This window comes from Citrobacter freundii complex sp. 2025EL-00176, from assembly GCF_053309355.1.
The window spans coordinates 132,919-157,040 of record NZ_JBRYHT010000010.1 but is presented as its reverse complement, the minus strand read 5'-3'; the positions used below and the strand labels follow the sequence as shown (position 1 = coordinate 157,040).

The 24,122-nt window shown below is 51.5% G+C and carries 24 protein-coding genes; 15 read left to right on the top strand and 9 right to left on the bottom strand.

Annotation, left to right across the window (positions count from 1 at the left end):
• The first annotated feature begins 181 nt into the window (after positions 1 to 181).
• The 8 genes from citC to rna all read left to right on the top strand — a co-directional run bounded on the left by citC (position 182) and on the right by rna (position 7,836).
• A complete protein-coding gene (gene citC / locus ACVXHP_RS18360; protein WP_200007397.1) occupies positions 182 to 1,258 on the top strand; it encodes a [citrate (pro-3S)-lyase] ligase in 1,077 nt (358 codons plus the stop codon).
• Positions 1,255 to 1,551: a citrate lyase acyl carrier protein gene (citD, locus tag ACVXHP_RS18355; protein ID WP_003831276.1), complete on the top strand. Its 297-nt coding sequence runs from the start codon at positions 1,255 to 1,257 to the stop codon at positions 1,549 to 1,551. Before citC ends, citD begins: the two co-directional genes overlap by 4 nt.
• On the top strand, positions 1,548 to 2,456 hold the full coding sequence (locus tag ACVXHP_RS18350) for an aldolase/citrate lyase family protein (protein WP_069323153.1): 909 nt from the start codon (positions 1,548 to 1,550) through the stop codon (positions 2,454 to 2,456). The genes citD and ACVXHP_RS18350 overlap by 4 nt, the downstream gene beginning before the upstream one ends.
• 9 nt (positions 2,457 to 2,465) lie before the next feature.
• Positions 2,466 to 3,998 carry a citrate lyase subunit alpha gene (gene citF, locus ACVXHP_RS18345; RefSeq protein WP_200007399.1) on the top strand — a complete coding sequence of 511 codons (1,533 nt, stop codon included), beginning with the start codon at positions 2,466 to 2,468 and terminating at the stop codon, positions 3,996 to 3,998.
• 3 nt (positions 3,999 to 4,001) lie between these two features.
• Positions 4,002 to 4,556 (top strand): citrate lyase holo-[acyl-carrier protein] synthase, encoded by a 555-nt coding sequence (gene citX / locus ACVXHP_RS18340; RefSeq protein ID WP_447571984.1) that lies wholly within the window; start codon positions 4,002 to 4,004, stop codon positions 4,554 to 4,556.
• On the top strand, positions 4,525 to 5,430 hold the full coding sequence (gene citG, locus ACVXHP_RS18335; protein WP_447571983.1) for a triphosphoribosyl-dephospho-CoA synthase CitG: 906 nt from the start codon (positions 4,525 to 4,527) through the stop codon (positions 5,428 to 5,430). The genes citX and citG overlap by 32 nt, the downstream gene beginning before the upstream one ends.
• Positions 5,431 to 5,455: 25 nt before the next feature.
• Positions 5,456 to 6,919 carry a citrate/succinate antiporter CitT gene (citT, locus tag ACVXHP_RS18330; protein WP_038638704.1) on the top strand — a complete coding sequence of 488 codons (1,464 nt, stop codon included), beginning with the start codon at positions 5,456 to 5,458 and terminating at the stop codon, positions 6,917 to 6,919.
• Positions 6,920 to 7,029: 110 nt separating this feature from the next.
• Entirely contained in the window at positions 7,030 to 7,836 is an 807-nt protein-coding gene (gene rna / locus ACVXHP_RS18325) for a ribonuclease I (protein WP_200007404.1), read from the top strand.
• A gap of 41 nt (positions 7,837 to 7,877) precedes the next feature.
• On the opposite strand, the gene ACVXHP_RS18320 is transcribed toward rna, so the two are convergent.
• Positions 7,878 to 8,501, bottom strand: a complete 624-nt coding sequence (locus tag ACVXHP_RS18320) for a flavin reductase family protein (protein WP_200007407.1) — start codon at positions 8,499 to 8,501, stop codon at positions 7,878 to 7,880.
• A 96-nt stretch (positions 8,502 to 8,597) separates the two neighbouring features.
• Complete coding sequence (locus tag ACVXHP_RS18315; RefSeq protein ID WP_447571982.1) at positions 8,598 to 9,428, bottom strand: alpha/beta fold hydrolase; 831 nt, start codon at positions 9,426 to 9,428, stop codon at positions 8,598 to 8,600.
• A gap of 276 nt (positions 9,429 to 9,704) precedes the next feature.
• On the opposite strand from ACVXHP_RS18315, the gene rnk reads away from it, so the two are divergent.
• Together rnk and uspG are read left to right on the top strand one after the other, a co-directional pair.
• Positions 9,705 to 10,115, top strand: a complete 411-nt coding sequence (rnk, locus tag ACVXHP_RS18310) for a nucleoside diphosphate kinase regulator (protein WP_005120853.1) — start codon at positions 9,705 to 9,707, stop codon at positions 10,113 to 10,115.
• Between the two features lie 196 nt (positions 10,116 to 10,311).
• Entirely contained in the window at positions 10,312 to 10,740 is a 429-nt protein-coding gene (gene uspG / locus ACVXHP_RS18305) for a universal stress protein UspG (RefSeq protein ID WP_016152215.1), read from the top strand.
• Positions 10,741 to 10,809: 69 nt separating this feature from the next.
• Here uspG and ACVXHP_RS18300 read toward each other — a convergent pair whose 3' ends face one another.
• The 6 genes from ACVXHP_RS18300 to ahpC all read right to left on the bottom strand — a co-directional run bounded on the left by ACVXHP_RS18300 (position 10,810) and on the right by ahpC (position 17,452).
• On the bottom strand, positions 10,810 to 11,577 hold the full coding sequence (locus tag ACVXHP_RS18300; RefSeq protein ID WP_447571981.1) for a dimethyl sulfoxide reductase anchor subunit family protein: 768 nt from the start codon (positions 11,575 to 11,577) through the stop codon (positions 10,810 to 10,812).
• Entirely contained in the window at positions 11,577 to 12,134 is a 558-nt protein-coding gene (locus tag ACVXHP_RS18295; RefSeq protein ID WP_447571980.1) for a 4Fe-4S dicluster domain-containing protein, read from the bottom strand. Before ACVXHP_RS18295 ends, ACVXHP_RS18300 begins: the two co-directional genes overlap by 1 nt.
• The gene (locus ACVXHP_RS18290; protein ID WP_447571979.1) at positions 12,131 to 14,401 is read right to left on the bottom strand and encodes a molybdopterin-dependent oxidoreductase; all 2,271 of its coding nucleotides are present in this window, start codon (positions 14,399 to 14,401) and stop codon (positions 12,131 to 12,133) included. The genes ACVXHP_RS18295 and ACVXHP_RS18290 overlap by 4 nt, the downstream gene beginning before the upstream one ends.
• Positions 14,391 to 14,951 carry a TorD/DmsD family molecular chaperone gene (locus tag ACVXHP_RS18285; protein ID WP_447571978.1) on the bottom strand — a complete coding sequence of 187 codons (561 nt, stop codon included), beginning with the start codon at positions 14,949 to 14,951 and terminating at the stop codon, positions 14,391 to 14,393. Before ACVXHP_RS18285 ends, ACVXHP_RS18290 begins: the two co-directional genes overlap by 11 nt.
• A gap of 221 nt (positions 14,952 to 15,172) precedes the next feature.
• A complete protein-coding gene (ahpF, locus tag ACVXHP_RS18280; RefSeq protein ID WP_200007417.1) occupies positions 15,173 to 16,738 on the bottom strand; it encodes an alkyl hydroperoxide reductase subunit F in 1,566 nt (521 codons plus the stop codon).
• Between the two features lie 150 nt (positions 16,739 to 16,888).
• Complete coding sequence (gene ahpC, locus ACVXHP_RS18275; protein ID WP_004859485.1) at positions 16,889 to 17,452, bottom strand: alkyl hydroperoxide reductase subunit C; 564 nt, start codon at positions 17,450 to 17,452, stop codon at positions 16,889 to 16,891.
• A 366-nt stretch (positions 17,453 to 17,818) separates the two neighbouring features.
• Here ahpC and dsbG point away from each other — a divergent pair, with 366 nt between their 5' ends.
• The 4 genes from dsbG to ACVXHP_RS18255 all read left to right on the top strand — a co-directional run bounded on the left by dsbG (position 17,819) and on the right by ACVXHP_RS18255 (position 21,666).
• The gene (gene dsbG / locus ACVXHP_RS18270; protein ID WP_316129754.1) at positions 17,819 to 18,565 is read left to right on the top strand and encodes a thiol:disulfide interchange protein DsbG; all 747 of its coding nucleotides are present in this window, start codon (positions 17,819 to 17,821) and stop codon (positions 18,563 to 18,565) included.
• A gap of 204 nt (positions 18,566 to 18,769) precedes the next feature.
• Positions 18,770 to 19,693 carry a DNA-binding transcriptional repressor CitR gene (citR, locus tag ACVXHP_RS18265; protein WP_447571977.1) on the top strand — a complete coding sequence of 308 codons (924 nt, stop codon included), beginning with the start codon at positions 18,770 to 18,772 and terminating at the stop codon, positions 19,691 to 19,693.
• A gap of 147 nt (positions 19,694 to 19,840) precedes the next feature.
• On the top strand, positions 19,841 to 21,064 hold the full coding sequence (locus ACVXHP_RS18260) for a phosphoadenosine phosphosulfate reductase (RefSeq protein ID WP_447571976.1): 1,224 nt from the start codon (positions 19,841 to 19,843) through the stop codon (positions 21,062 to 21,064).
• Complete coding sequence (locus ACVXHP_RS18255; RefSeq protein ID WP_316129757.1) at positions 21,049 to 21,666, top strand: IbrB-like domain-containing protein; 618 nt, start codon at positions 21,049 to 21,051, stop codon at positions 21,664 to 21,666. Before ACVXHP_RS18260 ends, ACVXHP_RS18255 begins: the two co-directional genes overlap by 16 nt.
• Here the strand turns inward: ACVXHP_RS18255 and ACVXHP_RS18250 are convergent, their stop codons facing one another.
• Complete coding sequence (locus ACVXHP_RS18250) at positions 21,667 to 22,827, bottom strand: pyridoxal phosphate-dependent aminotransferase (RefSeq protein ID WP_447571975.1); 1,161 nt, start codon at positions 22,825 to 22,827, stop codon at positions 21,667 to 21,669.
• Between the two features lie 132 nt (positions 22,828 to 22,959).
• Between ACVXHP_RS18250 and ACVXHP_RS18245 the strand changes: the two genes are divergently transcribed.
• Positions 22,960 to 24,048, top strand: coding sequence for an oxidoreductase (locus ACVXHP_RS18245; RefSeq protein ID WP_316129759.1), 1,089 nt, complete (start codon positions 22,960 to 22,962; stop codon positions 24,046 to 24,048).
• The last annotated feature ends 74 nt before the right edge of the window (positions 24,049 to 24,122 follow it).

Genomic DNA, 24,122 nt, shown 5'->3' with positions numbered 1-24,122 from the left:
TGAAATAAATCAAAAATTACCTCCAAAATACTCCTTACGATGTATGCAGCAGGGAAAAAAAGAAATACTCCGTAATAAAAAAACATTCCCTTCAATTGCAAACAAAACGTTATCAGGTTGCTAATCAGAGCAACAAAAACAGAAACCCAGTAACAAATATAGCGTCGGGGCTCTATTCACTATGTTCGGTAATAATATATTCACGCAAGTTAAACGCTCAGAAAATAAAAAGATGGCGGCTATCGCGCAATTTCTGAAAGAGAATGATCTGAGCGTTGATACCACCGTCGAAGTATTTATCACCGTCACCCGTGACGATCGCCTGATTGCCTGTGGCGGTATCGCCGGCAATATCATTAAGTGCGTCGCGATTTGTGAGTCCGTGCGCGGTGAAGGCCTGGCGCTGACGCTGGCAACAGAACTCATCAACCTCGCCTATGAGCGCCACTGTACGCACCTCTTCATCTATACCAAAACCGAATACGAATCGCTGTTTAAACAGTGCGGCTTTTCCACGCTCACCAGCGTGCCCGGCATTATGGTATTGATGGAAAACAGCACCACGCGGCTCAAACGCTACGCCGAATCGCTGGCAAAACAGCGTCATGAAGGAAAAAAAATTGGCTGTATCGTCATGAACGCCAACCCCTTCACCAACGGTCATCGTTTCCTGATCCAACAGGCGGCCGCGCAATGTGACTGGCTGCATCTGTTTTTGGTGAAAGAAGATACCTCACGTTTTCCGTATGAAGACCGGCTGGATCTGGTACTCAAAGGGACAAAAGACATTCCGCGTTTAACCGTGCATCGCGGTTCGGAATACATCATTTCCCGCGCCACGTTCCCGTGCTACTTCATCAAAGAGCAGAGCGTTATTAACCACTGCTACACCGAAATAGACCTGAAAATCTTCCGCCAGTACCTGGCCCCGGCTCTCGGCGTTACGCACCGTTTTGTGGGTACCGAGCCGTATTGCACCGTCACCTCCCAGTACAACAACGATATGCGTTACTGGCTGGAGACCCCAACGCTTCCCGCCCCACCGATTGAACTGGTGGAAATTGAGCGGCTGTGCTTCCAGGAGATGCCGATTTCCGCCTCCTGGGTGCGCAAGCTGCTGGTTAAAAAAGATCTCACGGCTATCGCATCCCTGGTCCCTGACGCCACGCTGCACTATCTGCAAAGCATGGCTGAACGAGCCTCATCGGGTGCGGCAGTCCGCCAAAATACCCCCGCATTAGCAACAGGTGAAAAATGAAAATAAACCAGGCAGCCGTCGCAGGCACACTCGAGTCCGGTGATGTGATGATCCGCATCGCCCCACTCGATTCGCAGGATATTGACCTGCAGGTTAACAGTAGCGTCGAAAAGCAGTTCGGTGATGCCATCCGGGCCACCATTCTGGACGTACTGTCCCGCTATAACGTACGCGGCGTGCAATTAAATGTTGATGATAAAGGCGCACTGGACTGCATTTTACGTGCGCGACTGGAAGCACTACTGGCCCGCGCTGGCGGTATTCCGGCACTGCCATGGGAGGATTGCCAGTGATTGCCGAATCTTTGCAACAACGTAAAACCCGTACCCGTCGTAGCATGTTGTTCGTACCGGGCGCCAACGCCGCCATGGTCAGCAACTCGTTTATCTACCCGGCTGATGCGCTGATGTTCGACCTGGAAGACTCCGTCGCGCTGCGTGAAAAAGATACCGCCCGCCGCATGGTGTACCACGCGCTGCAACATCCGCTGTATCACGACGTTGAAACCATCGTGCGCGTAAACGCCCTCGACTCCGAATGGGGCATCAACGACCTCGAAGCCGTTGTGCGCGGCGGCGCTGACATCGTGCGTTTACCGAAAACCGATACCGCACAGGATGTCATCGACATCGAAAGCGAAATCCTGCGCATCGAAAACGCCTGCGGACGTGAACCCGGCAGCACCGGCCTGTTAGCCGCCATCGAGTCGCCGTTAGGCATTACCCGCGCCGTAGAGATTGCCCACGCTTCCGAGCGCCTGATTGGTATTGCCCTGGGTGCAGAAGATTATGTGCGTAACCTGCGCACTGAACGCTCCCCGGAAGGGACTGAACTGCTGTTTGCCCGCTGCTCTATTTTACAGGCTGCGCGCTCTGCCGGTATTCAGGCGTTCGATACCGTCTATTCCGATGCCAACAACGAAGCAGGTTTCCTGCACGAAGCCTCACACATCAAGCAACTGGGTTTTGACGGCAAGTCGCTCATCAACCCTCGCCAGATTGAACTTCTGCACAACCTCTACGCCCCGACGCGTAAAGAGCTGGCTCACGCCCGTCTGGTGGTGGAAGCCGCTGAAGCTGCTGCCCGCGAAGGTCGTGGCGTGGTTTCCCTAAACGGCAAGATGGTCGACAGCCCGGTTATCGAGCGCGCCCTTCTGGTTATCTCCCGTGCAGAACTTTCCGGCATTCGCGAAGAATAAGGCAAAAAAATGACGCAGAAAATCGAACAGTCTCAACGCCAGGATCGCGTGGCGACCTGGAGTCGTCATGCAGAAAGCGAGCTTTCCGCTTATCAGAGCACCGCAAAAGCAGAATTGCAGGCGCAAAAACCGCGCGACAAAAAGCTGTGCGCTAATCTGGAAGACGCCATTCGTCGTTCAGGTTTACAGGATGGTATGACCATCTCTTTCCACCACGCATTTCGCGGTGGCGATCTGACGATTAACCTGGTGATGGACGCCATCGCCAGCATGGGCTTTAAAAACCTGACGCTGGCCTCAAGCTCCCTGAGCGACTGCCACGCGCCGCTGGTTGAGCACATCCGTCAGGGCGTGGTCAGCCGTATTTATACCTCCGGTCTGCGTGGCCCGCTGGCAGAAGAGATCTCGCGTGGTCTGCTGGCTGAGCCGGTACAGATCCACTCCCACGGCGGTCGTGTACACCTGGTGCAAAGTGGCGAGCTCAACATTGATGTCGCATTCCTCGGCGTACCGTCCTGCGACCAGTTTGGTAACGCTAACGGTTATACCGGTAAAGCGTGCTGCGGCTCGCTGGGCTATGCCCGCGTCGATGCCGAAAACGCCAGACAGGTTGTCCTGCTGACAGAACAACTGCTGACCTATCCGCATAACCCGGCCAGCATTACCCAGGATCAAGTGGATCTGATCGTCCAGATCGACCAGGTCGGCGATGCGGACAAAATTGGTGCTGATGCGACCCGCATGACCACCAACCCGCGTGAATTGTTGATCGCCCGCAGCGCGGCAGACGTCATTGCTAACTCCGGTTACTTCAATGAAGGCTTCTCATTGCAGACAGGCACCGGCGGCGCATCTCTGGCCGTGACCCGTTTCCTGGAAGACAAAATGCGTAGCCGCGATATCCATGCCGATTTCGCGCTGGGCGGCATCACCGCCACCATCGTTGATCTGCATGAAAAAGGCTTAATCCGCAAACTGCTGGATGTACAAAGCTTCGACAGTGCCGCCGCGAAATCCCTGGCCCGCAATCCAAATCACATTGAGATCAGCGCTAACCAGTACGCTAACTGGGGCTCGAAAGGCGCATCCGTTGACCGTCTGGACGTAGTGGTCCTGAGCGCATTAGAAGTCGACACCAGCTTCAACGTTAACGTACTGACCGGCTCCGACGGCGTACTGCGTGGCGCTTCCGGTGGTCACTGCGATACGGCTGTGGCCGCAGCGCTTTCCATCATCGTCGCACCGCTGGTTCGCGGACGTATCCCGACATTGGTAGATAACGTACTGACTTGCGTAACCCCGGGTTCCAGCGTTGACATTCTGGTTACCGACCACGGTATCGCCGTCAACCCTTCTCGCCCTGAACTGGCGGAACGCCTGCAGGAAGCTGGCATGAAAGTGGTGTCGATTGAATGGCTGCGCGAACGTGCACAGCAGTTAACCGGTCAACCGCGCGCCATCGAATTTACCGACCGCGTAATTGCCGTTGTGCGCTACCGCGATGGTTCGGTCATTGACGTTGTGCATCAGGTGAAGGAATAAGCCATGCACCTGCTCCCTGAAGACGCCACCTGCCACGCGGTCTCCATTCCCGAGCTGCTCGCCAGCCGCGATGAGAGACAAGCAAGGCAGCATGCCTGGCTCACGCGTCATCACGCGCCACTGGTCTCGTTTACCGTGGTCGCGCCAGGTCCGATTAAAGACAGCGAATTAACCCGTCGCATCTTCAATCACGGCGTCACCGCCCTGCTCGCACTGGCGGAAAAATCCGCCTGGATTGTCAGGGAGCAAACTGCGCTGGTCTCTGCCAGCGGACCGGAAGGCCTGCTGGCCATTGAGGCTCCGGCCCGGGACCTCAAGCTCGCCACTATCGGGCTTGAGCATTCACACCCGCTGGGACGGTTATGGGACATCGACGTCCTGAACCCTGAAGGGGAAATTCTGTCCCGGCGTCATTTCGCGCTCCCTGCCCGCCGCTGTCTGCTGTGCGGGCAAAGCGCTGCCGAATGCGCGCGGGGTAAAACTCACGCGCTTTCCGACTTACTCACTCAGATGGAGGCACTGCTGCATGATGCCGATTCCCGCAACATCAACTCATAACGCAGTCCTTCCTCTGGATCTGCCTGACGCTTACGCCACGCTGGCGTGGCGCGCCATGCTGACGGAAGTCAACCTGTCGCCCAAACCGGGTCTGGTGGATCGCATTAATAACGGCGCGCACAAAGATATGGCGCTGGAAGATTTTCATCGCAGTGCTGAAGCGATTCAGGCATGGCTACCGCGTTTTATCGAATACGGTGCATTTAGCGCTCAGCTATCGCCAGAAGATGTGCTGAGTGGGCTGCGTCCGCTGGGCATGGCCTGCGAAGCCGATATGTTTCGCGCCACCGCCGGAGTGAACACCCATAAAGGCAGCATCTTTTCGCTGGGATTACTGTGCGCCGCCATTGGCCGCCTGCTCCAGCTCCGCCTGAGCGTTACCGCTGAAACCCTTTGCTCTACGGCAGCAACATTTTGCCGTGGCCTGACCGAGCGCGAACTGCGCCAGAACAACCAACAACTCACGGCCGGCCAACGTCTTTATCAGCAACTGGGATTAACCGGCGCACGCGGCGAAGCAGAAGCGGGCTATCCCCTTGTCATTCAGCATGCCCTGCCGCACTACCGCTCACTGCTGGCTCAGGGCCGCGATCCTGAACTGGCGTTACTCGATACGTTACTGCTGCTGATGTCTGTCAACGGCGACACCAACGTGGCTTCCCGTGGTGGCGCAGACGGTTTGCGCTGGTTACAGCAGCAGGCCTCCACCTTGTTACAACAAGGCGGGATTCGTACCCCTGCCGATCTCGAATACCTACGCCAGTTCGACCAACAGTGTATTGAACGCAACCTCAGTCCCGGGGGCAGCGCCGATCTGCTGATCGTCACCTGGTTCTTAGCTCAGATTTCACAAGTTCATCATTATCACAATTAAAGATCCTTTCCGGAGAATCACACACATGTCTTTAGCAAAAGATAAAATTTGGAAGTTACTGGCCCCATTGGTAGTCATGGGCGTCATGTTTCTTATCCCCGTCCCTGATGGCATGCCCCCACAGGCATGGCACTATTTTGCCGTGTTCGTGGCCATGATTGTCGGGATGATTCTGGAGCCAATTCCGGCAACGGCAATCAGCTTTATCGCCGTGACGATCTGCGTTATCGGCAGTAACTATCTGCTGTTTGACGCTTCCGAGCTGGCCGATCCGGCATTTAAAGCGGGTAAGCAAGCGCTGAAATGGGGTCTCGCGGGTTTCTCCAGCACCACCGTGTGGCTGGTGTTTGGCGCGTTTATTTTCGCACTGGGCTACGAAGTTACCGGCCTGGGTCGTCGTATCGCGCTGTTCATGGTGAAATTCATGGGTAAACGTACCCTGACGCTGGGCTATGCGATTGTTATTATCGACATCCTGCTGGCGCCGTTTACACCATCCAACACCGCGCGTACCGGTGGTACCGTATTCCCGGTTATCAAAAACCTGCCGCCGCTATTTAAATCATTCCCGAACGATCCTTCCGCGCGCCGTATCGGCGGATATCTGATGTGGATGATGGTCATCAGTACCAGCCTGAGCTCCTCTATGTTCGTCACCGGCGCTGCGCCTAACGTACTGGGTCTGGAATTCGTCAACAAAATTGCTGGCATTCAAATCAGTTGGCTGCAATGGTTCCTCAGCTTCCTGCCGGTCGGTATTATTTTGCTGATCGTTGCACCTTGGCTGTCCTACGTTCTGTACAAACCAGAAGTTACTCACAGTGCTGAAGTTGCCGCATGGGCCGGTGAAGAACTGAAAACCATGGGTAAATTGACCCGTAAAGAGCTGACCCTGATCGGTCTGGTTCTGCTCAGCCTGGGTCTGTGGGTCTTCGGGGGTAAACTGATTGATGCCACCGCGGTGGGCCTGCTGGCAGTCTCCCTGATGCTGGCGCTGCACGTTGTACCGTGGAAAGACATTACCCGCTATAACAGCGCATGGAACACTCTGGTTAACCTCGCCACGCTGGTTGTTATGGCAAATGGTTTAACCCGTTCAGGCTTCATCGACTGGTTCGCTAATACCATGAGCACGCACCTGGAAGGCTTCTCGCCTAACGCGACCGTGATCGTGCTGGTGCTGGTGTTCTACTTTGCTCACTACCTGTTTGCCAGCCTTTCCGCACACACCGCCACCATGCTGCCGGTTATTCTGGCGGTCGGTAAAGGTATTCCGGGCGTTCCAATGGAACATCTGTGTATCCTGCTGGTGCTGTCCATCGGTATCATGGGCTGCCTGACGCCGTATGCAACGGGCCCTGGCGTTATCATCTACGGTTGTGGTTATGTAAAGTCCAAAGACTACTGGCGTCTGGGCGCTATCTTCGGCGTTATCTACATCGCCATGCTTCTGCTGGTCGGTTGGCCGATTCTGGCAATGTGGAGCTAACCATTCCGGCTCACGCCTGATGAAAATGATGCCAGTCAGCTAAACCTGACTGGCATTTTTTATGATTAAATAGATGATATTCAGAATTTATATAAGTATCCGAAATCATCATGACATCTACGTGGCGTTATTCTTCTTTACTGGCAGCACTTCTGCTGCCAGTTTCTGCGGCTCAGGCCGATGAACTTCAGGCAAAACAGTACGGTGATTTTGATCGCTACGTGCTGGCCCTTTCCTGGCAAACCGGTTTCTGTCAAAGCCAACACGAGCGTAATCGTCAGGAGCCTGACGAATGTCGTCTACAAAAAGAGATCGCGGACAAAGCGGATTTCCTGACCGTTCACGGTTTATGGCCCAGCCTGCCAAAATCGATCGCCGCTCGCGGGGTAGACAACCGCCGCTGGATGCGTTTTGGCTGCGCAACACGCCCCATTCCTAACCTGCCTGAAGCGCGTGCCAGCCGTAAATGCGCAGCGCCTGAAACCGGCCTGTCACTGGAGAGTGCGGCGAAACTGAGCGCGGTGATGCCCGGAGCGGGCGGAACATCCTGCCTGGAACGCTACGAATATGCCAAACACGGCGCCTGTTTTGGTTTTGATCCCGACGTGTACTTTGGCACGATGGTGCGGCTGAATAATGAATTCAAAAACAGCGAAGCGGGCAAGTTCCTCGCGGATAACTACGGCAAAACCGTCAGCCGCAGCGCATTTGACGCCGCCATCGCCAAAAGTTGGGGCAGCGAGAACGTTAAAGCCGTGAAGCTAAGCTGTCACGGCAATCCGGCTTATCTCACAGAGATCCAGCTATCCCTGAAAGCCGACACCATCAATCAACCGCTATCTGTGCAGTCATTCTTACCGCAACCGCATCCAGGTAACTGCGGTAAACAATTTATTATCGACAAGGCAGGGTACTGAAAATAACGACCGACGCGCAAACCTGGCGTCGGTCTGCATGCTTAGCGTTGCAAACGGGCGTCCGGGCGAACCAGATCAAAGCGGTGTGTTTCACTGATTGAATAGTACGCTGTCGGTCCCCCCGCACGCAGTACCGGCTTCGCTTTTGCCGTCTGGTAGATGCCCTCTTCCAGTAGCGTTTCATCTATGTGGATACCCACCACTTCTCCCAGCACCAGCCAGGTTTCTACAGGCGCGCCATCAGCGGTGGTCAGTTGCAGAGTTTGCGATAAACGGCACTCAAAATTAACCGGGCTTTGCGCCACGCGCGGCACGCCGACAATCCGGCTGTCGGCCTTACTCAGACCAGCGGCAAAAAACTCATCCTCGCCGTGCGGTAAGCTGGCCGACGTTTCATTCATCGCGCTGGCCAGTTCAAGAGTGGTCAGGTTCCAGACAAACTCACCGGTTTCGATAATATTCTGCACGCTATCTTTCCAGCCGCTGCTGGCAAAACCAATAATCGGCGGATGGTAGTTAAAACAGTTAAAGAAACTATACGGCGCCAGGTTATGTCGCCCGTTGCTATCGCGCGACGCAATCCAGCCAATAGGGCGCGGTCCAATGATGGCATTGAGCGGGTCGTGCGGTAAGCCGTGTCCCTGTGAGGGTTGATAGAAATACATAGCCTTCTCTGGTGTCGTTAACGTCAGCCAAGCACGAATTATGCTTCGCTCATCTCCCTGGAAAAAGAGGATCAGCGTAGAACAATCCGCTAAAGATTACGACTGAATAAAGTTGAGCAGATCGCCGTTGATCTGCTGTTTATGGGTGGTGCAAATGCCGTGAGAACCTCCGGCATACACCTTCAACTGCGCATCCGGCAATATTTCTGCCGCGACCTTGCCGCAGGTTTCAAACGGGACAATCTGATCGTCATCGCCGTGGATCACCAGCGTCGGGATGGTCATTTTTTCGAGATCGCCGCGCAGGTCTGTTTCTGAAAACGCATGAATGCAGTCGTACAACGCTTTGATAGATCCTTGTAAGCCCTGTTCAACAAAACTTTCCCGAACGGCTTTTGACTCTTTTGCGCCTGGACGGTTATAACCATAGAATGCCGCGGTCAGTTCATAGAAGAAGGCGGCGCGATCGTTCACTACCCCTTCCCGGATGCCATCAAACACCTCTTTCGACACGCCATTGGGGTTAAAGTCGGTCTTGATCATGATGGGCGTCACCGCGCCAATTAGCACCGCTTTTGCCACCCGCTGCGTCCCATGGCGGCCAATATAACGCGCCACTTCCCCACCGCCGGTAGAGTGCCCGACATGTACGGCATCTTTAAGATTGAGATGCGCGGTAAGTTCAGCCAGATCGTCAGCGTACTGATCCATATTGTGGCCATCCCACGGTTGGGCCGAGCGGCCATGTCCGCGCCTGTCATGGGCGATCACACGAAATCCTTTCGACCCGAGAAACAGCATCTGATCCTCAAACGCATCTGCCGTCAGTGGCCAACCATGACTGAACACGATGGGCTGTCCACTTCCCCAGTCTTTAAAATGCAAATAGCTGCCGTCTTTTAAGGTAAGTTTGTCGTACTGGCTCATGAGATCTCCTGTAGCGGAACACTGAGTTGTATTGACGCACCCGCAACGAGCGCTTAAAAAGCATAATTCAAATTGGAGAACGATCACGTTTTTCGGCTAAAATCACACCATACGCGACAATATTGATGATTTACCTGAATGTGAACTAAATCACTTCAAACATAGGGTAAGTCTCAGTATCATCATAAAAGCTAAACCCTTGCCGCCTGACGGTGAGGGTTTTCTTTTGGGATTATTTACCTGCGCACCCGCAGTATCGACGACATGGAGTAATAAATGTCCAGACCAACTATCATCATTAACGACCTTGATGCGGAACGCATTGACCGCCTGTTGGAGCAACCTGCGTTTGCTGGTTTACCCATTGCCGACGCCCTGAACGCCGAGCTGGATCGCGCGCAAATGTGTTCGCCAGAAACCATGCCGCACGATGTCGTGACCATGAACAGCCGCGTGAAATTCCGCAATCTGAGTGATGGCGAAGTCCGTGTGCGTACCCTGGTGTATCCGGCCAATATGACTGACAGCAGCACACAGCTTTCCGTCATGGCCCCTGTTGGCGCGGCACTTCTGGGCCTGCGCGTTGGCGACACCATTCACTGGGAACTGCCAGGCGGTACCTCAACACACCTCGAAGTCATCGAGCTTGAGTACCAACCCGAAGCTGCAGGCGACTACCTGCGCTAACTCTGTCTTATCAAAGCCATTCGCTTTATCTTGCAGGGGATGCATCTGCATCCTCTTTCCGGTTAGATCCCTACTCCCATTAATTTGGTTGTTGTTTTCCGCTTCTGTTCGCAAAACATAAATCTGTGCCGTGACTGGCAGAATCATTTTTAATACTATGCTGTTATGTGTTCATGTAATGACAAGGAGAATGTTTATGTACAACACAATCATAATGCCTGTTGATGTATTCGAAATGGAACTGAGTGACAAGGCTATTCGCCATGCAGAATTTCTGGCACAGGAAAACGGCGTAATCCATCTGCTGCATGTGCTGCCAGGCTCAGCGAGCTTAAGCCTGCACCGCTTTGCGGCAGACGTTCGTCGTTTTGAAGAGCATTTGCAACACGAAGCGGAAACGCGTCTGCAAACGATGGTCGGTCACTTCAGCATCGATCCCTCCCGCATTAAACAGCACGTGCGCTTTGGCAGCGTTCGTGACGTGGTCAACGAGTTGGGTGAAGAATTGAATGCGGATGTGGTGGTCATTGGGTCGCGTAACCCGTCCATCAGTACCCACCTGCTCGGCTCAAACGCCTCCAGCGTTGTCCGCCACGCCACTTTGCCGGTACTGGTTGTTCGTTAATAGCGTCTGATTTGCTGTAAAAACCCCCTGCCAGGTTAACACCTGACAGGGGGTTTTATTATGGTGCGATCAATACAAATGACCGATATTCACGATGGTGCTGACCGTATCGCCAAAGAACGTCAGACGACTGAGGAATACGCCAACAAACAACAGGACAAACAGCGCTTTTGCCCGACGTTCACCCTGACGACTTAATACAAAGGCCAGCGCCAGACAGACCAGGCTCGCCAGATAAAGCGGCGAGGTCAGCCAGGCATGCGCGGTCATCTGCATAATGGTCCCGCCGCTTAACCAGATAATTGGGGCTGCGATCATGACCGCCATACAAACGACAACCCCCTGGCGCAATGCGGCAACGGCAGGCGCGAGATTAAGCAGCGGAATCGCCGCACAACCCATAACCCACACGGTGATGAAGAACAGCAGCATCGTCAGACCGTTGGCGATCGCCACCATTGCTGGTGCGGCATAGGTCATACCCTGTACCGCCACCAGCGCGATCCCAAGGACAGACGCCAGAACAGCCGGAACTTTGTGCCCTTTTGCCAGGAACGTCACGCCCACCGCCGCGCCGTATAAGGTTGCGCCGAGAATTTCACGGCTCAGCCAGGCGTGCTGCAGGTTTATCAGGGCGTTGTAGGCGCGGTCCGGATGCGCAAGGTGCAGGATCGCTGCCACAGATGCGGCCGCCAGAACCAGACCGGTAACCAGCCAGTACAGGCGTTTGCTTTCCAGTTTTCCTTGCAGCGTGCGTAGCGTCAAGATCAGCGTGATCCCAACCGACATCTGACTCAGTACGGTAAAAATGACCAGCGGAAGTTCATACTTTTCCATTACTTGCCCTCCGGCTGCTTCGGTTGACGCGCCAGGATAAAACGCGTGCCCGGATTAAGCTGCGGCATACGTGGGAACCCCGGCGGATACTGGACGGCATTGTTGGGTATCGGGTCAGCATCGAGATCGATTAGCGTCAGCGCCCCCACCGGACAGGCATTCACACACGCCGGCAGCATACCAACGTCAAGACGTTCGTAGCACATACTGCATTTTTCCGCTTTTTTCGTCTCTTCATTGAAACGTGGCGCGCCGTATGGGCAGTTGCGGATACAGTTTTTGCATCCGATACAGCGCTCCGGGTTATGCACCACAACACCATCCTCGCGTTTGGTGTAAGCCTCTACCGGACAAGCCGCCAGGCAGGCCGGGTTTTCGCAGTGATTGCAAGCCAGCGAGTAGAATGCCCGCTCTTCATGCGGATAAATTTCTTTATCCAGCGGATAGACGTAGCGCCAGAAACGTTCAGGTTCCAACTGGTTAAAACTCTTACACGCCATCGCGCAGCCACGGCAGCCGATGCACTTATCGCTATTGACTAAAAACGCGCGTCTCATGCCGCTGCTCCTTTACCGATCAAAATGATGTCCGCAAATTGACTGTGGATCGCCGCCCCCGGCGCGCCGGTTTTCATCAGTCCCATATCCGCTGGAGTATCCGCCACCACGTTTTGTACGTTGTATTTCCGTTTCGGGAACCACGCCTCGTACATCACGAGGAAATCTTCCGGAACGTTAGCGGTCACCTTCGCACGCAGTTCTACTTCACCTACGGTGTTAAACACTTTCACCAGGTCGTTTTCGGCAATGCCTCTTTTTTGCGCGGAAATCGGATGCATATAGACAAACGGCTCCGGATAGAAGACCTGCATCCAGTCAAGGTTGATAAATTGGGAATGGATACCGAACTGCACATGCGGTGTAAACAGGTGGAATGGCAGCGTGCTTTTCGCTTCCGCTTTGTATTCCGGAAGCGCCGTATGGCCATTTTTCTCACATAGCTCAGATTTGAATTCAAACTTTCCAGAGGGGGTTTTAAATTTACGGTCATACCAGGCCGCAGAGCTCGGCAAAATGGCTTTTTTCGGGCCATCCAGCAAGTCATCCCAGGAGGAGATGCCAAACATTTTGGCCATTCCGTCATTGAATTCCTGGTCCAGCCAACGCTTATGATCGAACTCCTGCGGGAATGTACAAGAACCCGGCTCAAGCTTGTTAATCGTCCGGGAGAGTAAAACGGCAATCTCCAGATCGCATTTCGCCTCATACATCGGCTTAATGGCTGGTTGGTTGATAGAGAGCCAGTAATGCCAGTAGGAGGCATCTACGTTCCACTCTTCAAATGCTGTAGTAACCGGCAAGACGATATCGGCATGTTGGACGGTTTCATTAAAGAACTGTTCGGCGCACACCACCATTTCCAGTTTTTCGAACGCCTTTTCCATCTTGCTGCGATCAAAATCCTGAGCAAACGGGTTCTTACAGGCGACCCAAAGCATACGAACAGGCGGTTCGTTGGCTTCCAAAATTCCCTTGGCGGTCTGGTTGATATTAAGAGAACGATCGGAATATTGCGCCACTGCCCCCGCAGAACCGAACTCACTGGTTGTACCCGCCGCTCCAGGCATGCCTATGGAGCCTACCGGTGGTTTCTGCAACATAGCGTTGTAGTTAAAGCCCCAGGTATGCAGATGCCCATAACGAGCGCCGCCGCCTTCAATACCGATATTACCCGTCATGGCGACGAAAGCATCAATGGCACGAACGTTAGCGCCGCCGTTAACATGGCGCTGCATACCGTAACCAATCCACACGGTGGCCGGATTAACCGCCGTAAACTCTTCCGCCAATTGACGAATGACATCCGCAGACAAGCCGCAAATTTCAGCCGCCCATTCAACGGTCACGCTGTTACGCAAATAATCTTCGAATTCCGGATATCCATGGGAGTAGTTGTTGACGAAATCCTGGTCCACCAGGCCTTTATCCACCAAATGGCGTGCCATCCCCAGCGCCAACGCGCCATCAGAACCAGGACGAACGCGTAAATAGAGATCGGCTTTTGCGGCGGTCTGCGTTAACAGCGGATCGATAACGACCACTTTCGCCCCTTTCTCCCGCGCCTGGTAGATGTACTTCATGGTGTGCATTGAGCACCACGCCGGATTGGCGCCCCAGATGATGATGTATTTTGCTTTCACAAAATCTTCCGGGTCGTTACACCACATATCGCCCATATCGTAGTTCTGGGCATCGATACCGGCAGGCCAGCAAGGCGTTCCGGCAAAACGGGTGGTGTAACCCAGCGAAGACATCATCCCTTCAACGGCATAGTTCAACACCCCGAACTTGCCGGAATATTTGGTCATCGCCAGACCCAGCATTGAACCGTCTTTCTTTTTGATCTCCAGCATCTTGGTCGCAATGCGCTGCATTGCTTCATCCCAGGAAATACGACGCCAGTTACCACTACCGCGAACATCCTGAACCATTGGATACTTAATGCGATCCGGGCTGTATACCCGACGCGGGTAGCTCAACCCTTTAACACAGGGTGCTCCATGCGTAAACGTTGACTCAGGCGCGCCTTCCACAAAGGTGATGACATCATCTTTCACCCATGTTTTCAGGCTACAAGTGTCATAGCAGTTACGTGGACAGGCGTTGCGATAAATTTTGTAGGTTTTCGGGTTAAAAGGAATGGGCGGTTGCGCCAATGCGCAACGTGAAGTCAGCAGTCCCCCTGGTAGGGCAGCCACTGTGCCAAGGGCAACCAACCCTTTCAAAAATGAACGTCTGTTCAGAACTCCCGGTTCATTGCTCATATGATACTCTCGTGTTTAATCCATCAAGCCAAGAAGACAATATTTCCGCTACGGTTCTCAACGTGGCGGTTTGTGCATTTATCTTTATTTTTTCAATAAAATCGGGAACCCAAACCACTATGTACTCACTTACATATCGAGTGAGCACAGTCTGATATTCTGCTGATGCCCGGGCGTTTACCGACAATAAAACGGCCAACTCCAATACATATGAAATATGATCATCAGGAATCTTATTCACATGATTTATAGACAGGCCGATATTTGCCATGAATTCCCGAATACTCAGGGTAGATTGCCCCATAACAAGAGCATCTTCTTCGAGATAAACTGAAGCAAACGGTGCGGCCTTTAGCGCCTGCGGCCCGATAAAGAGTGCATTGAAGTCGTACTCCGCTTGCAGCCACTCCTGCTCTGTCAGCGTCGAGGCATTTGTATCCAGCGCGGAATATGTTTTTTTCAGCGTATTGCTATCAGCAGAGATAAAAAAATCACGCAACAATAACCCTGTCGATTCAAAGATCGTCAGGGTTTCATATATTTCACCCATGAATTAACCAACCATTTATTCACACAAGAAATGAAAACATAGTGCAGGTTAATATAATAAAGAAAATGTCTATTCTTTCTTTGACGAAACTAATGATCAGGCTAATTAAATGAATGTTTAATGCAGTTTATTGTTTCAAGAATTGACAATTTGAGAGCGCGGAAATAAAAAACCGCCAGCGGATGACTGGCGGTTTTGGCATGCAGGTGAGTCTTACTTTTTTATGCTACTGTTGTGCGAATCAGATAATCAAAAGAGCTTAACGAGGCTTTCGCGCCTTCGCCTGTCGCGATGATGATCTGCTTATACGGTACGGTGGTGCAGTCACCCGCAGCGAAAACACCTTTCACGCTGGTTTCGCACTTCGCATCGATGATAATTTCACCCATGCGGTTACGTTCAACGGCGCCTTCCAGCCAGTTGGTGTTCGGCAGCAGACCAATCTGTACAAAGATACCTGCCAGCTCCACACTGTGAATATCACCGCTCACGCGGTCACGATACTCAAGCCCAGTCACTTTGCTGCCATCGCCTTTTACTTCTGTCGTTTGCGCATTCAAAATAATGTCGACGTTTTTCAGACTGCGCAGTTTATTCTGCAGCACCTGATCGGCCTTCATTTCAGGAGCAAACTCCAGCAGCGTCACATGTTCAACGATGCCCGCCAGGTCAATAGCGGCTTCAACACCAGAGTTACCGCCGCCAATCACCGCCACGCGCTTGCCTTTAAACAGCGGACCATCACAGTGCGGGCAATAGGTTACGCCTTTGGTGCGATACTGATCTTCGCCCGGAACGTTCATGTTGCGCCACTTCGCGCCGGTCGCGATGATAATACTGCGCGCTTTCAACACCGCGCCGGATGCTGTTTCAATCTGATGCAGACCACCTTCCTGCGCCGCAGGAACCAGTTTGCTGGCGCTTTGGCTATCGATAACGTCAACATCATAGTCATCAACGTGGGCTTTCAGCGCGCCCGCCAGTTTCTGACCTTCGGTTTTCGGTACCGAGATATAGTTTTCAATATCAACGGTATCCAGAACCTGACCGCCAAAGCGTTCGCCCATCAGACCGGTGCGAATACCTTTACGTGCAGAGTACACCGCCGCAGCCGCTCCCGCAGGGCCGGAACCAACAATCAGTACGTCATAAGCATCACGTTTGTTCAACTCTTCAGCCGCACGCTTCTCTGCGCCGGTATCCACTTTCGCCACGATCTCAGTCAGCGTCATGCGGCCCTGGCCGAACTCTTTACCGTTCATAAATACCGCCGGAACGCCCATCACGTTACGATCGGTGATTTCGTTCTGGAAAGTACCGCCGTCAATCGCCGTATGCTTGATGCGTGGGTTCAGCACAGACATCAGGTTCAGCGCCTGCACCACGTCCGGACAGTTATGGCATGACAGTGAATAATAGGTTTCAAACTCAAAATCGCCGTCGAGATCGCGGATTTGCTCCAGCAACGCCTGCGCCTCTTTTGACGGATGACCACCGGTCCACAACAGCGCGAGCACCAGCGAGGTAAACTCATGGCCCAGCGGAGAACCCGCAAAGCGCGGCCCCTGATGAGAGCCAGGATTGGTTATCAGGAACGATGGCTTACGTACCGGCAGAGTATTGTCTTCTTTAAAAGTGACTTTCTCTGACAGTTCAGCAATTTCAGTCAGCAGCTCCTTGATTTCTGCCGATTTAGCGCTGTCATCCAGCGTAGCAATCAGCTCAACAGGTTTGGTCAGTTTCTCAAGGTAAGCCCTGAGCTGGGTTTTCATATTTGTGTCGAGCATTCTTCTTCCCTCTCTGAAAACATCATCATGCAAGCCGACTTCGCGGGACTGCATTAATGCAACTTGCGTCATGGTGCTGGAATGAAACAGGCGCAGATTTGCGCCTGTGGAATGCCGGATGCACTACGTTTATCCGGCCTACAAATTAGCTTAGATTTTACCAACCAGGTCCAGGGACGGAGCCAGAGTTGCTTCGCCTTCTTTCCACTTAGCCGGGCAAACTTCGCCTGGGTGGGAAGCGACATACTGTGCAGCTTTAATTTTGCGCAGCAGGTCAGACGCATCACGGCCGATACCTTCAGCGGTAACTTCGATTGCCTGGATGATACCCTGCGGGTCAACAACGAAGGTTGCGCGGTCAGCCAGACCTTCATCTTCACGCATGTTGTCGAAGTTACGGGTCAGGGCGCCAGTCGGGTCGCCGATCATCGCATATTTGATTTTTGCGATGGTGTCAGAGCTGCTGTGCCATGCTTTGTGCGTAAAGTGGGTATCAGTAGAAACAGAGTAAACGTCTACGCCCAGTTTCTGCAGTTCTTCATAATGGTCTGCAACGTCGCCCAGTTCGGTCGGGCATACGAAGGTGAAGTCAGCCGGGTAGAAGAAGAAGACGCTCCAGCGACCTTCGGTATCTTTCTCGGTTACTTCGATGAACTCACCGTTTTTGAACGCCTGGTTTTTGAAAGGTTTAATTTTGGTATTAATCAAAGACATCTGTACTTCCTCCGTGTTTTCGTTGAGAGATAAGTTAACGAAAATCTCTTCAAAGGGCTAATGCGTTTCCTTTATCAAATCAATAAGCGTTAACTAACAACTCACTCAAACGAATCTAAAAGACAAAAGTAAAAAAGGCCCCCTATGCAGGGAGCCTCATTACCTGAGCTACCCGCAGGTAACGTCAGTACCAGCAGAGCTGGCTATGTGTTGCGCTCTACATTACCTTAACAAAGGTCGTAACAGCGATTGGGATTACATCACCCAACCAAAGAAAGGGCAATCGACAGACTGTCGATCTTACCTATGGCTGTGATAGGTTTTGCAATTCAGTTCCCTTTCCTTCTGATTTTATAAGGAAAATCAATGTTTAAACGTACCTTACTCTTATCCTTGCTTCCCGCTATCGTTCATGCCGAAGAGCTACCTGCCCCTGTTAAAGCCATTGAGAAACAGGGCATTACCATCCTGAAGCCTTTCGACGCACCAGGTGGAATGAAAGGTTATCTGGGTAAATACCAGGATATGGGAGTAACCATTTATGTCACTCCTGACGGTAAACATGCCATCTCCGGTTATATGTATAACGAAAAAGGGGAAAATCTTAGCAATGCGCTGATAGAAAAAGAGATCTACGCCCCTGCAGGGCGCGAGATGTGGCAACGAATGGAAAAAGCGTCTTGGATTCTGGATGGTAAGAAAGAGGCCCCGGTAATTGTCTACGTGTTCGCCGATCCCTTCTGCCCTTATTGCAAACAGTTCTGGCAGCAGGCGCGTCCGTGGGTTGATTCCGGTAAAGTTCAGTTGCGTACGCTGCTGGTGGGCGTAATCAAACCCGAAAGTCCGGCAACAGCTGCCGCAATCTTGTCGGCAAAAGATCCAGCCAAAACCTGGCATGACTATGAAGCTTCCGGCGGCAAAATGAAACTGGAAATTCCAGCCTCACTCCCGCCCGAGCAGATGAAGATACTCAATATCAATCAAAAGTTGATGGATGATTTAGGCGCTAACGTGACGCCAGCCATCTACTACATGAGTAAAGACAATACGTTACAGCAGGAAGTCGGGTTACCCGATAAGGAAAAATTAAACATTATCATGGGAAATAAATAAAGGTAACAAAATGAGTGATTGTTATCGTTCTCATTTCAATCACTCAACGCAATTCTTTTTTCCTCGTAAAAATTAAGCACTCTGTGCTATGTTAGTTTAAATTAATCGTTCATTAAGCACTGAAACATAAAGCCTGTAAATAAGTACCTTTTAAACTATTACATAATTTAATTTTTCAAATTTTACCGTCACAGGAAAGTATACATGGCTAACCTCTATGATCTTAAAAAATTCGATCTCAATCTGCTCGTTATTTTTGAATGTATATATCAACATTTGAGCATAAGCAAAGCTGCGGAGACACTGTATATCACCCCCTCAGCCGTTAGCCAGTCGCTACAAAGACTACGTGCACAACTAAACGATCCACTGTTCGTTCGATCGGGTAAAGGAATTACCCCCACAGTGATGAGCATCAATCTACACCGCCACCTTGAGAATAATCTTAATCACCTGGAACAAACGATAAATATTATGCATAGTTCCAGCCTGAAGAAAAAATTTATAATTTATAGTCCACAGATTATAAATAGCACATTTGTTATTGCATTAGTCAACCTGATTAGAGAAGATAAGCATGTTGAAATCGAACACAGTGACATATTAATGACATCGGTATCGGCTGAAGAACTGTTAGCATACCGCAAAGCAGATGTTGTCATCACTGCATCCCCTGTTGTAAATCGTTCGATTATATGTAGTCCGTTTAGAAAGGTCGAAACAGTTTTAGCCTGTAGTAAAAATCATCCCAGGATAACGGGTAAAACAACGTTAACTAAAATACTTGAAGAGCAGTTTTCCCTGCTACTCACTGACGATTCAGGTGTAAAACAATACCAGTCTCAAGCAAATTCCTTTTTACAAAATAGAAAAATAGGTTTTTCCAGTAATTCACTAATGTCAATTGTTAACATCATTGCCCATACCGATATTATTGGTATACTTCCCAAAGCAACTTATGAGCTATACTCGTCTGTTTTGAACTTAAAAGAGATCGACATTGATATTGAGATGCCATCATTAGATTTTTTTATAATGTATAATCGGGCATCGCTAAATAATAAAAATTTCGAGGACTTCATAAATAAAATAAATAATGCAGAACGCCAAGTTTATATATCTCACTAAAGACAAAATTGACACCATGAATAAAATAATAGCAACAAATTCACTTAATGGATATATTTAAAAGTTGCACGTCGCGTAAATTAGCCTATCTTATTACAAGTATACATTGGAGATGTAACTCATTTATTATTTCAGTATGGACTTGCTATGTCTGTTTACAAAATCCCGCTTGGGCAAAACGTTCTGGAAGCGTCTCTGGAACGCATTGCCTGGACTCTGGAGGCGCTGCCTCACGTATGCGTGTCATTCTCCGGAGGAAAAGATTCCGGTCTCATGCTACATCTTACAGCTACCCTTGCACGCCAGTTACACAAAAAAATTAGCGTACTTTTTATTGACTGGGAAGCTCAGTTTTCTTGCACCATCGACTATGTTCAAACACTGAGAGAGCATTATTCTGACGTTATTGAAAAATTTTATTGGGTCGCATTACCTCTGACCACACAAAACTCACTTTCACAATATCAACCGGAATGGCAGTGCTGGGAGCCAAATATACAATGGGTGCGTCAGCCACCGGCCGATGCTATAACCGACCCCAATTTCTTTTCTTTCTATCAGCCCGGCATGACATTTGAACTCTTTGTTCGCGAATTCGCTGACTGGTTTTCACAAAAACGACCAGCCGCGATGATGGTCGGCATTCGTGCGGACGAGTCATATAACCGCTTTGTGGCCATCGCTAATTCGCACAAGCAACGTTTTGCCGATGACAAGCCGTGGACGACCGCAGCGCCTGGTGGACACACCTGGTATATTTACCCGCTATATGACTGGAAAACAGCTGATATCTGGACATGGTTTGCAAAGTCGAAATTGCCGTGTAACCCCCTGTATAATCTGATGTACCAGGCCGGGGTCCCGACACGATATATGCGTATTTGCGAACCCTTTGGACCAGAACAACGCCAGGGGCTGTGGCTGTACCATGTCATTGAGCCCCAGCGATGGGCGGCTATGTGCGCCCGCGTCAGCGGTGTTAAAAGCGGAGGAATTTACGCCGGTCATGACAACCATTTTTACGGTCATCGAAAAATACTCAAGCCTGAACATTTAAGCTGGCAAGAATATGCCATGCTGCTATTAAACAGCATGCCAGAACAGACCGCAGAGCATTACCGCAACAAAATTGCCGTCTATATACAGTGGTATAAGAAAAAAGGTTTGGACAATATCCCGGAAAGTCAGGAAGGTGATATTGGTTCCAGGGATATCCCCTCATGGAGAAGGATCTGCAAAGTACTCCTGAATAATGATTACTGGTGTCGAGCACTTTCGTTTAGCCCCACAAAAACGAAAAACTACCAGCGATATACTGAACGTATGAAAACCAAACGCCAGGAATGGGGGATTTTATGCAACAACGACTAACACAGGAACTCACCGGCTTTCTTTCTGCTCTGTCTGAAGAAAAGCGTATTGAAGCGATCAATGAATTCAGGAAAGCCATCCATAGCGTCAGCCCTTTTCGTGAAGAGCCGGTAGATTGCGTACTTTGGGTTAAAAATGATCATATTTCTCCCAACGACTACAACCCGAACAATGTTGCTCCGCCAGAGAAAAAATTACTGCTTAAATCTATTGAAGCTGATGGCTTCACTCAGCCGATTGTGGTGGTTGAATCATCCAGCGAAGAGTATGAGATAGTGGACGGTTTTCATCGCCATGAATTAGGGAAAAATAAAGCATCGCTAAAGCCGCGCTTAAAAGGCTATCTGCCCATCACCTGCCTGGAACGCGATCGTCATGAGCGTATGGCGGCGACAATCCGCCACAACCGCGCCCGCGGACGCCACCAAATCCACGCCATGTCGGAGATCGTGCGTGAATTATCGCAACTGGGGTGGAGCGAAGAAAAAATTGCTAAAGAACTCGGCATGGATAACGATGAAGTATTGCGACTGAAGCAAATCAACGGCCTGCAGGAGTTATTTGCCGACCGTCGGTTTTCCAAAGCCTGGACAGTAAAATAACTACAGCGAAACCAGACGCTCTGCGGCTGCTAACAGCGTCGATTCTTGCTTGGCAAAGCATAGGCGGATCAGCTTATGCGGGAAAGGATCGGCGCAGAATACCGACAGCGGTATCGCCGCAACCCCCACTTCTTTAGTTAACCACTGGCAAAACTCAACGTCGTTAAGCGTTGAGATCGCACTGTAATCGACCAGCAGAAAATAGGTCCCCTCACACGGCAGAATGTCCAGCCGACTGTCACGTAACGCATTCACCAGCACATCACGCTTTTTCTGATAAAACGCGGGCAGCTCGCGGTAATGCATTGGGTCCTCCCGCAGCATATCCGCCAGCGCCAGCTGAGCCGGCGTGTTGACTGAGAACGTCAGGTATTGATGGACTTTGCGTAGCTCGGCGCTAATGGCGGCGGGTGCAACGCAATAGCCGACTTTCCAACCGGTCATATGATACGTTTTGCCGAAGGATGAAACGGCAACAGCGCGTTCCCGTAGCTGCGGGTGAGCCAACACGCTCGCATGTCCATGAGCGGTAAAGCAGATATGCTCATAAACTTCGTCGCTGATAACAAAAATCTCACGTTCTTTAATCGCCTGCCATAACGCATCAAAATCGGTGCGCTGCCAGACGGTCGCAGATGGGTTATGGGGTGTATTGAGGATCACTAACCGGGTGCGCTCGCTGAGTAACGTGGCAAATTCCTGCCAGTCCACACGAAATGACGGCGGTTGCAGCGCAATACGTTTCACCACGCCGCCGGATAACGCCACCGCAGGCGCATAGCTGTCGTAGCTCGGATCAAAACAGATCACTTCATCACCAGGCCGTACCAGCGCCGTAATGGCTGCATACAATGCTTCTGTGGCCCCTGCCGTGACGGTGACTTCACTTGTCGCGTCGGGCTTATAGCCGTACAACTCCATGGTTTTATCGGCAATGGCTTCACGCAGCGGCTGCACGCCCGTCATCGGCGCATACTGGTTTGCGCCATGCGCGACATGATATGCCAGACGTTCCTGCAAGAAATGTGGACCATCAAAATCAGGAAATCCCTGCGAGAGGTTAATGGCCTGATGCTGCTGCGCCAGCGCGCTCATCTGCGTGAAGATTGTGGTGCCCAGATTAGGCAGTTTACTTTGCACAATCAGCGGGTTATTACTCATTATTGTTATCCCAGCGTGTGATGTTGTTGTTGAAGCCACTATAGCACGATGCTAGTATTTGGCAATCAAGACGTTCAGACGTCCATATAAATATAACCTGCCTGAACAGGACAGCCAAAAGGACAACACAACATGAGTAATACCGAGATTCGCGTCGTCACCGGCCCGGCCAACTATTCTTCCCATCCCGGCAGCCTGTCGAGACTCAACGATTTTTTCACAACCGACCAACTCTCACGCGCCGTCTGGGTTTATGGTGAACGTGCCATCGATGCGGCCCGCCCTTATCTGCCAGAGGCTTTTCATCTTGCCGAAGCTAAGCGCCTGCTGTTTACGGGACATTGCAGCAAAACCGACGTTGCTCAACTGGCAAAAGAGTCGGGAGATAACCGCAGCGTGGTGATTGGCGTGGGTGGCGGGACATTGCTCGACACGGCCAAAGCGCTGGCCCGTCGTCTGGGTCTGCCTTTTGTTGCTATTCCTACTATCGCGGCGACCTGCGCCGCATGGACGCCGCTCTCCGTCTGGTACAACGATGCAGGCCAGGCGCTGCATTTTGAAATTTTCGCTGACGCCAATTTCCTCGTGCTGGTTGAGCCACAGATCGTGCTCAGCGCGCCAGAGGAATATTTACTGGCGGGGATCGGCGATACGCTGGCGAAGTGGTATGAAGCCGTGGTGCTCGCACCTCAGCCGGAAACTCTGCCATTGACTGTACGTCTGGGGATCAATGCCGCACAGACGATCCGTGACGTCCTGCTGGAAAGCAGCGAACAGGCGCTGGCAGACAAACAACAGGGCACGCTAAGCCGCACGTTTTGCGATGTGGTGGATGCGATTATTGCCGGAGGCGGCATGGTCGGTGGCCTGGGTGAGCGCTACACCCGCGTGGCGGCGGCACATTCGGTCCATAACGGGCTGACAGTCCTGCCCCAGACGGAGAAATTTTTGCATGGCACCAAAGTGGCGTACGGCATACTGGTGCAGTGCGCGCTGCTTGGACAAGATGATGTGCTGGCGCAGTTAATTACCGCTTATCAGCGCTTCAACCTGCCAACCCGATTGGCTCAACTGGAAGTGGACATCAATAATCGAGTCGAAATCGACAAGGTAGTTGCACACACCCTGCGCCCGGTGGAATCTATTCATGCGCTGCCGGCAACATTAACGACAGATACCCTGCGCGCAGCGTTCGAGAAGGTAGAATCGTTTACGATGTGATTATGGTGCAGGTTGCCTGATGGCGGCTTCGCCTTATCAGGCCTACGATGATTAATTATAACGGCAAATGCTCA

Excerpts from the sequence above, each read along its gene's own strand:
- citC (WP_200007397.1), top strand. The coding sequence starts at position 182 with ATGTTCGGTAATAATATATTCACGCAAGTTAAACGCTCAGAAAATAAA.
- citD (WP_003831276.1), top strand. The coding sequence starts at position 1,255 with ATGAAAATAAACCAGGCAGCCGTCGCAGGCACACTCGAGTCCGGTGAT.
- citF (WP_200007399.1), top strand. The coding sequence starts at position 2,466 with ATGACGCAGAAAATCGAACAGTCTCAACGCCAGGATCGCGTGGCGACC.
- citX (WP_447571984.1), top strand. The coding sequence starts at position 4,002 with ATGCACCTGCTCCCTGAAGACGCCACCTGCCACGCGGTCTCCATTCCC.
- citG (WP_447571983.1), top strand. The coding sequence starts at position 4,525 with ATGATGCCGATTCCCGCAACATCAACTCATAACGCAGTCCTTCCTCTG.
- citT (WP_038638704.1), top strand. The coding sequence starts at position 5,456 with ATGTCTTTAGCAAAAGATAAAATTTGGAAGTTACTGGCCCCATTGGTA.
- rna (WP_200007404.1), top strand. The coding sequence starts at position 7,030 with ATGACATCTACGTGGCGTTATTCTTCTTTACTGGCAGCACTTCTGCTG.
- ACVXHP_RS18320 (WP_200007407.1), bottom strand. The coding sequence starts at position 8,501 with ATGTATTTCTATCAACCCTCACAGGGACACGGCTTACCGCACGACCCG.
- ACVXHP_RS18315 (WP_447571982.1), bottom strand. The coding sequence starts at position 9,428 with ATGAGCCAGTACGACAAACTTACCTTAAAAGACGGCAGCTATTTGCAT.
- rnk (WP_005120853.1), top strand. The coding sequence starts at position 9,705 with ATGTCCAGACCAACTATCATCATTAACGACCTTGATGCGGAACGCATT.
- uspG (WP_016152215.1), top strand. The coding sequence starts at position 10,312 with ATGTACAACACAATCATAATGCCTGTTGATGTATTCGAAATGGAACTG.
- ACVXHP_RS18300 (WP_447571981.1), bottom strand. The coding sequence starts at position 11,577 with ATGGAAAAGTATGAACTTCCGCTGGTCATTTTTACCGTACTGAGTCAG.
- ACVXHP_RS18295 (WP_447571980.1), bottom strand. The coding sequence starts at position 12,134 with ATGAGACGCGCGTTTTTAGTCAATAGCGATAAGTGCATCGGCTGCCGT.
- ACVXHP_RS18290 (WP_447571979.1), bottom strand. The coding sequence starts at position 14,401 with ATGAGCAATGAACCGGGAGTTCTGAACAGACGTTCATTTTTGAAAGGG.
- ACVXHP_RS18285 (WP_447571978.1), bottom strand. The coding sequence starts at position 14,951 with ATGGGTGAAATATATGAAACCCTGACGATCTTTGAATCGACAGGGTTA.
- ahpF (WP_200007417.1), bottom strand. The coding sequence starts at position 16,738 with ATGCTCGACACAAATATGAAAACCCAGCTCAGGGCTTACCTTGAGAAA.
- ahpC (WP_004859485.1), bottom strand. The coding sequence starts at position 17,452 with ATGTCTTTGATTAATACCAAAATTAAACCTTTCAAAAACCAGGCGTTC.
- dsbG (WP_316129754.1), top strand. The coding sequence starts at position 17,819 with ATGTTTAAACGTACCTTACTCTTATCCTTGCTTCCCGCTATCGTTCAT.
- citR (WP_447571977.1), top strand. The coding sequence starts at position 18,770 with ATGGCTAACCTCTATGATCTTAAAAAATTCGATCTCAATCTGCTCGTT.
- ACVXHP_RS18260 (WP_447571976.1), top strand. The coding sequence starts at position 19,841 with ATGTCTGTTTACAAAATCCCGCTTGGGCAAAACGTTCTGGAAGCGTCT.
- ACVXHP_RS18255 (WP_316129757.1), top strand. The coding sequence starts at position 21,049 with ATGCAACAACGACTAACACAGGAACTCACCGGCTTTCTTTCTGCTCTG.
- ACVXHP_RS18250 (WP_447571975.1), bottom strand. The coding sequence starts at position 22,827 with ATGAGTAATAACCCGCTGATTGTGCAAAGTAAACTGCCTAATCTGGGC.
- ACVXHP_RS18245 (WP_316129759.1), top strand. The coding sequence starts at position 22,960 with ATGAGTAATACCGAGATTCGCGTCGTCACCGGCCCGGCCAACTATTCT.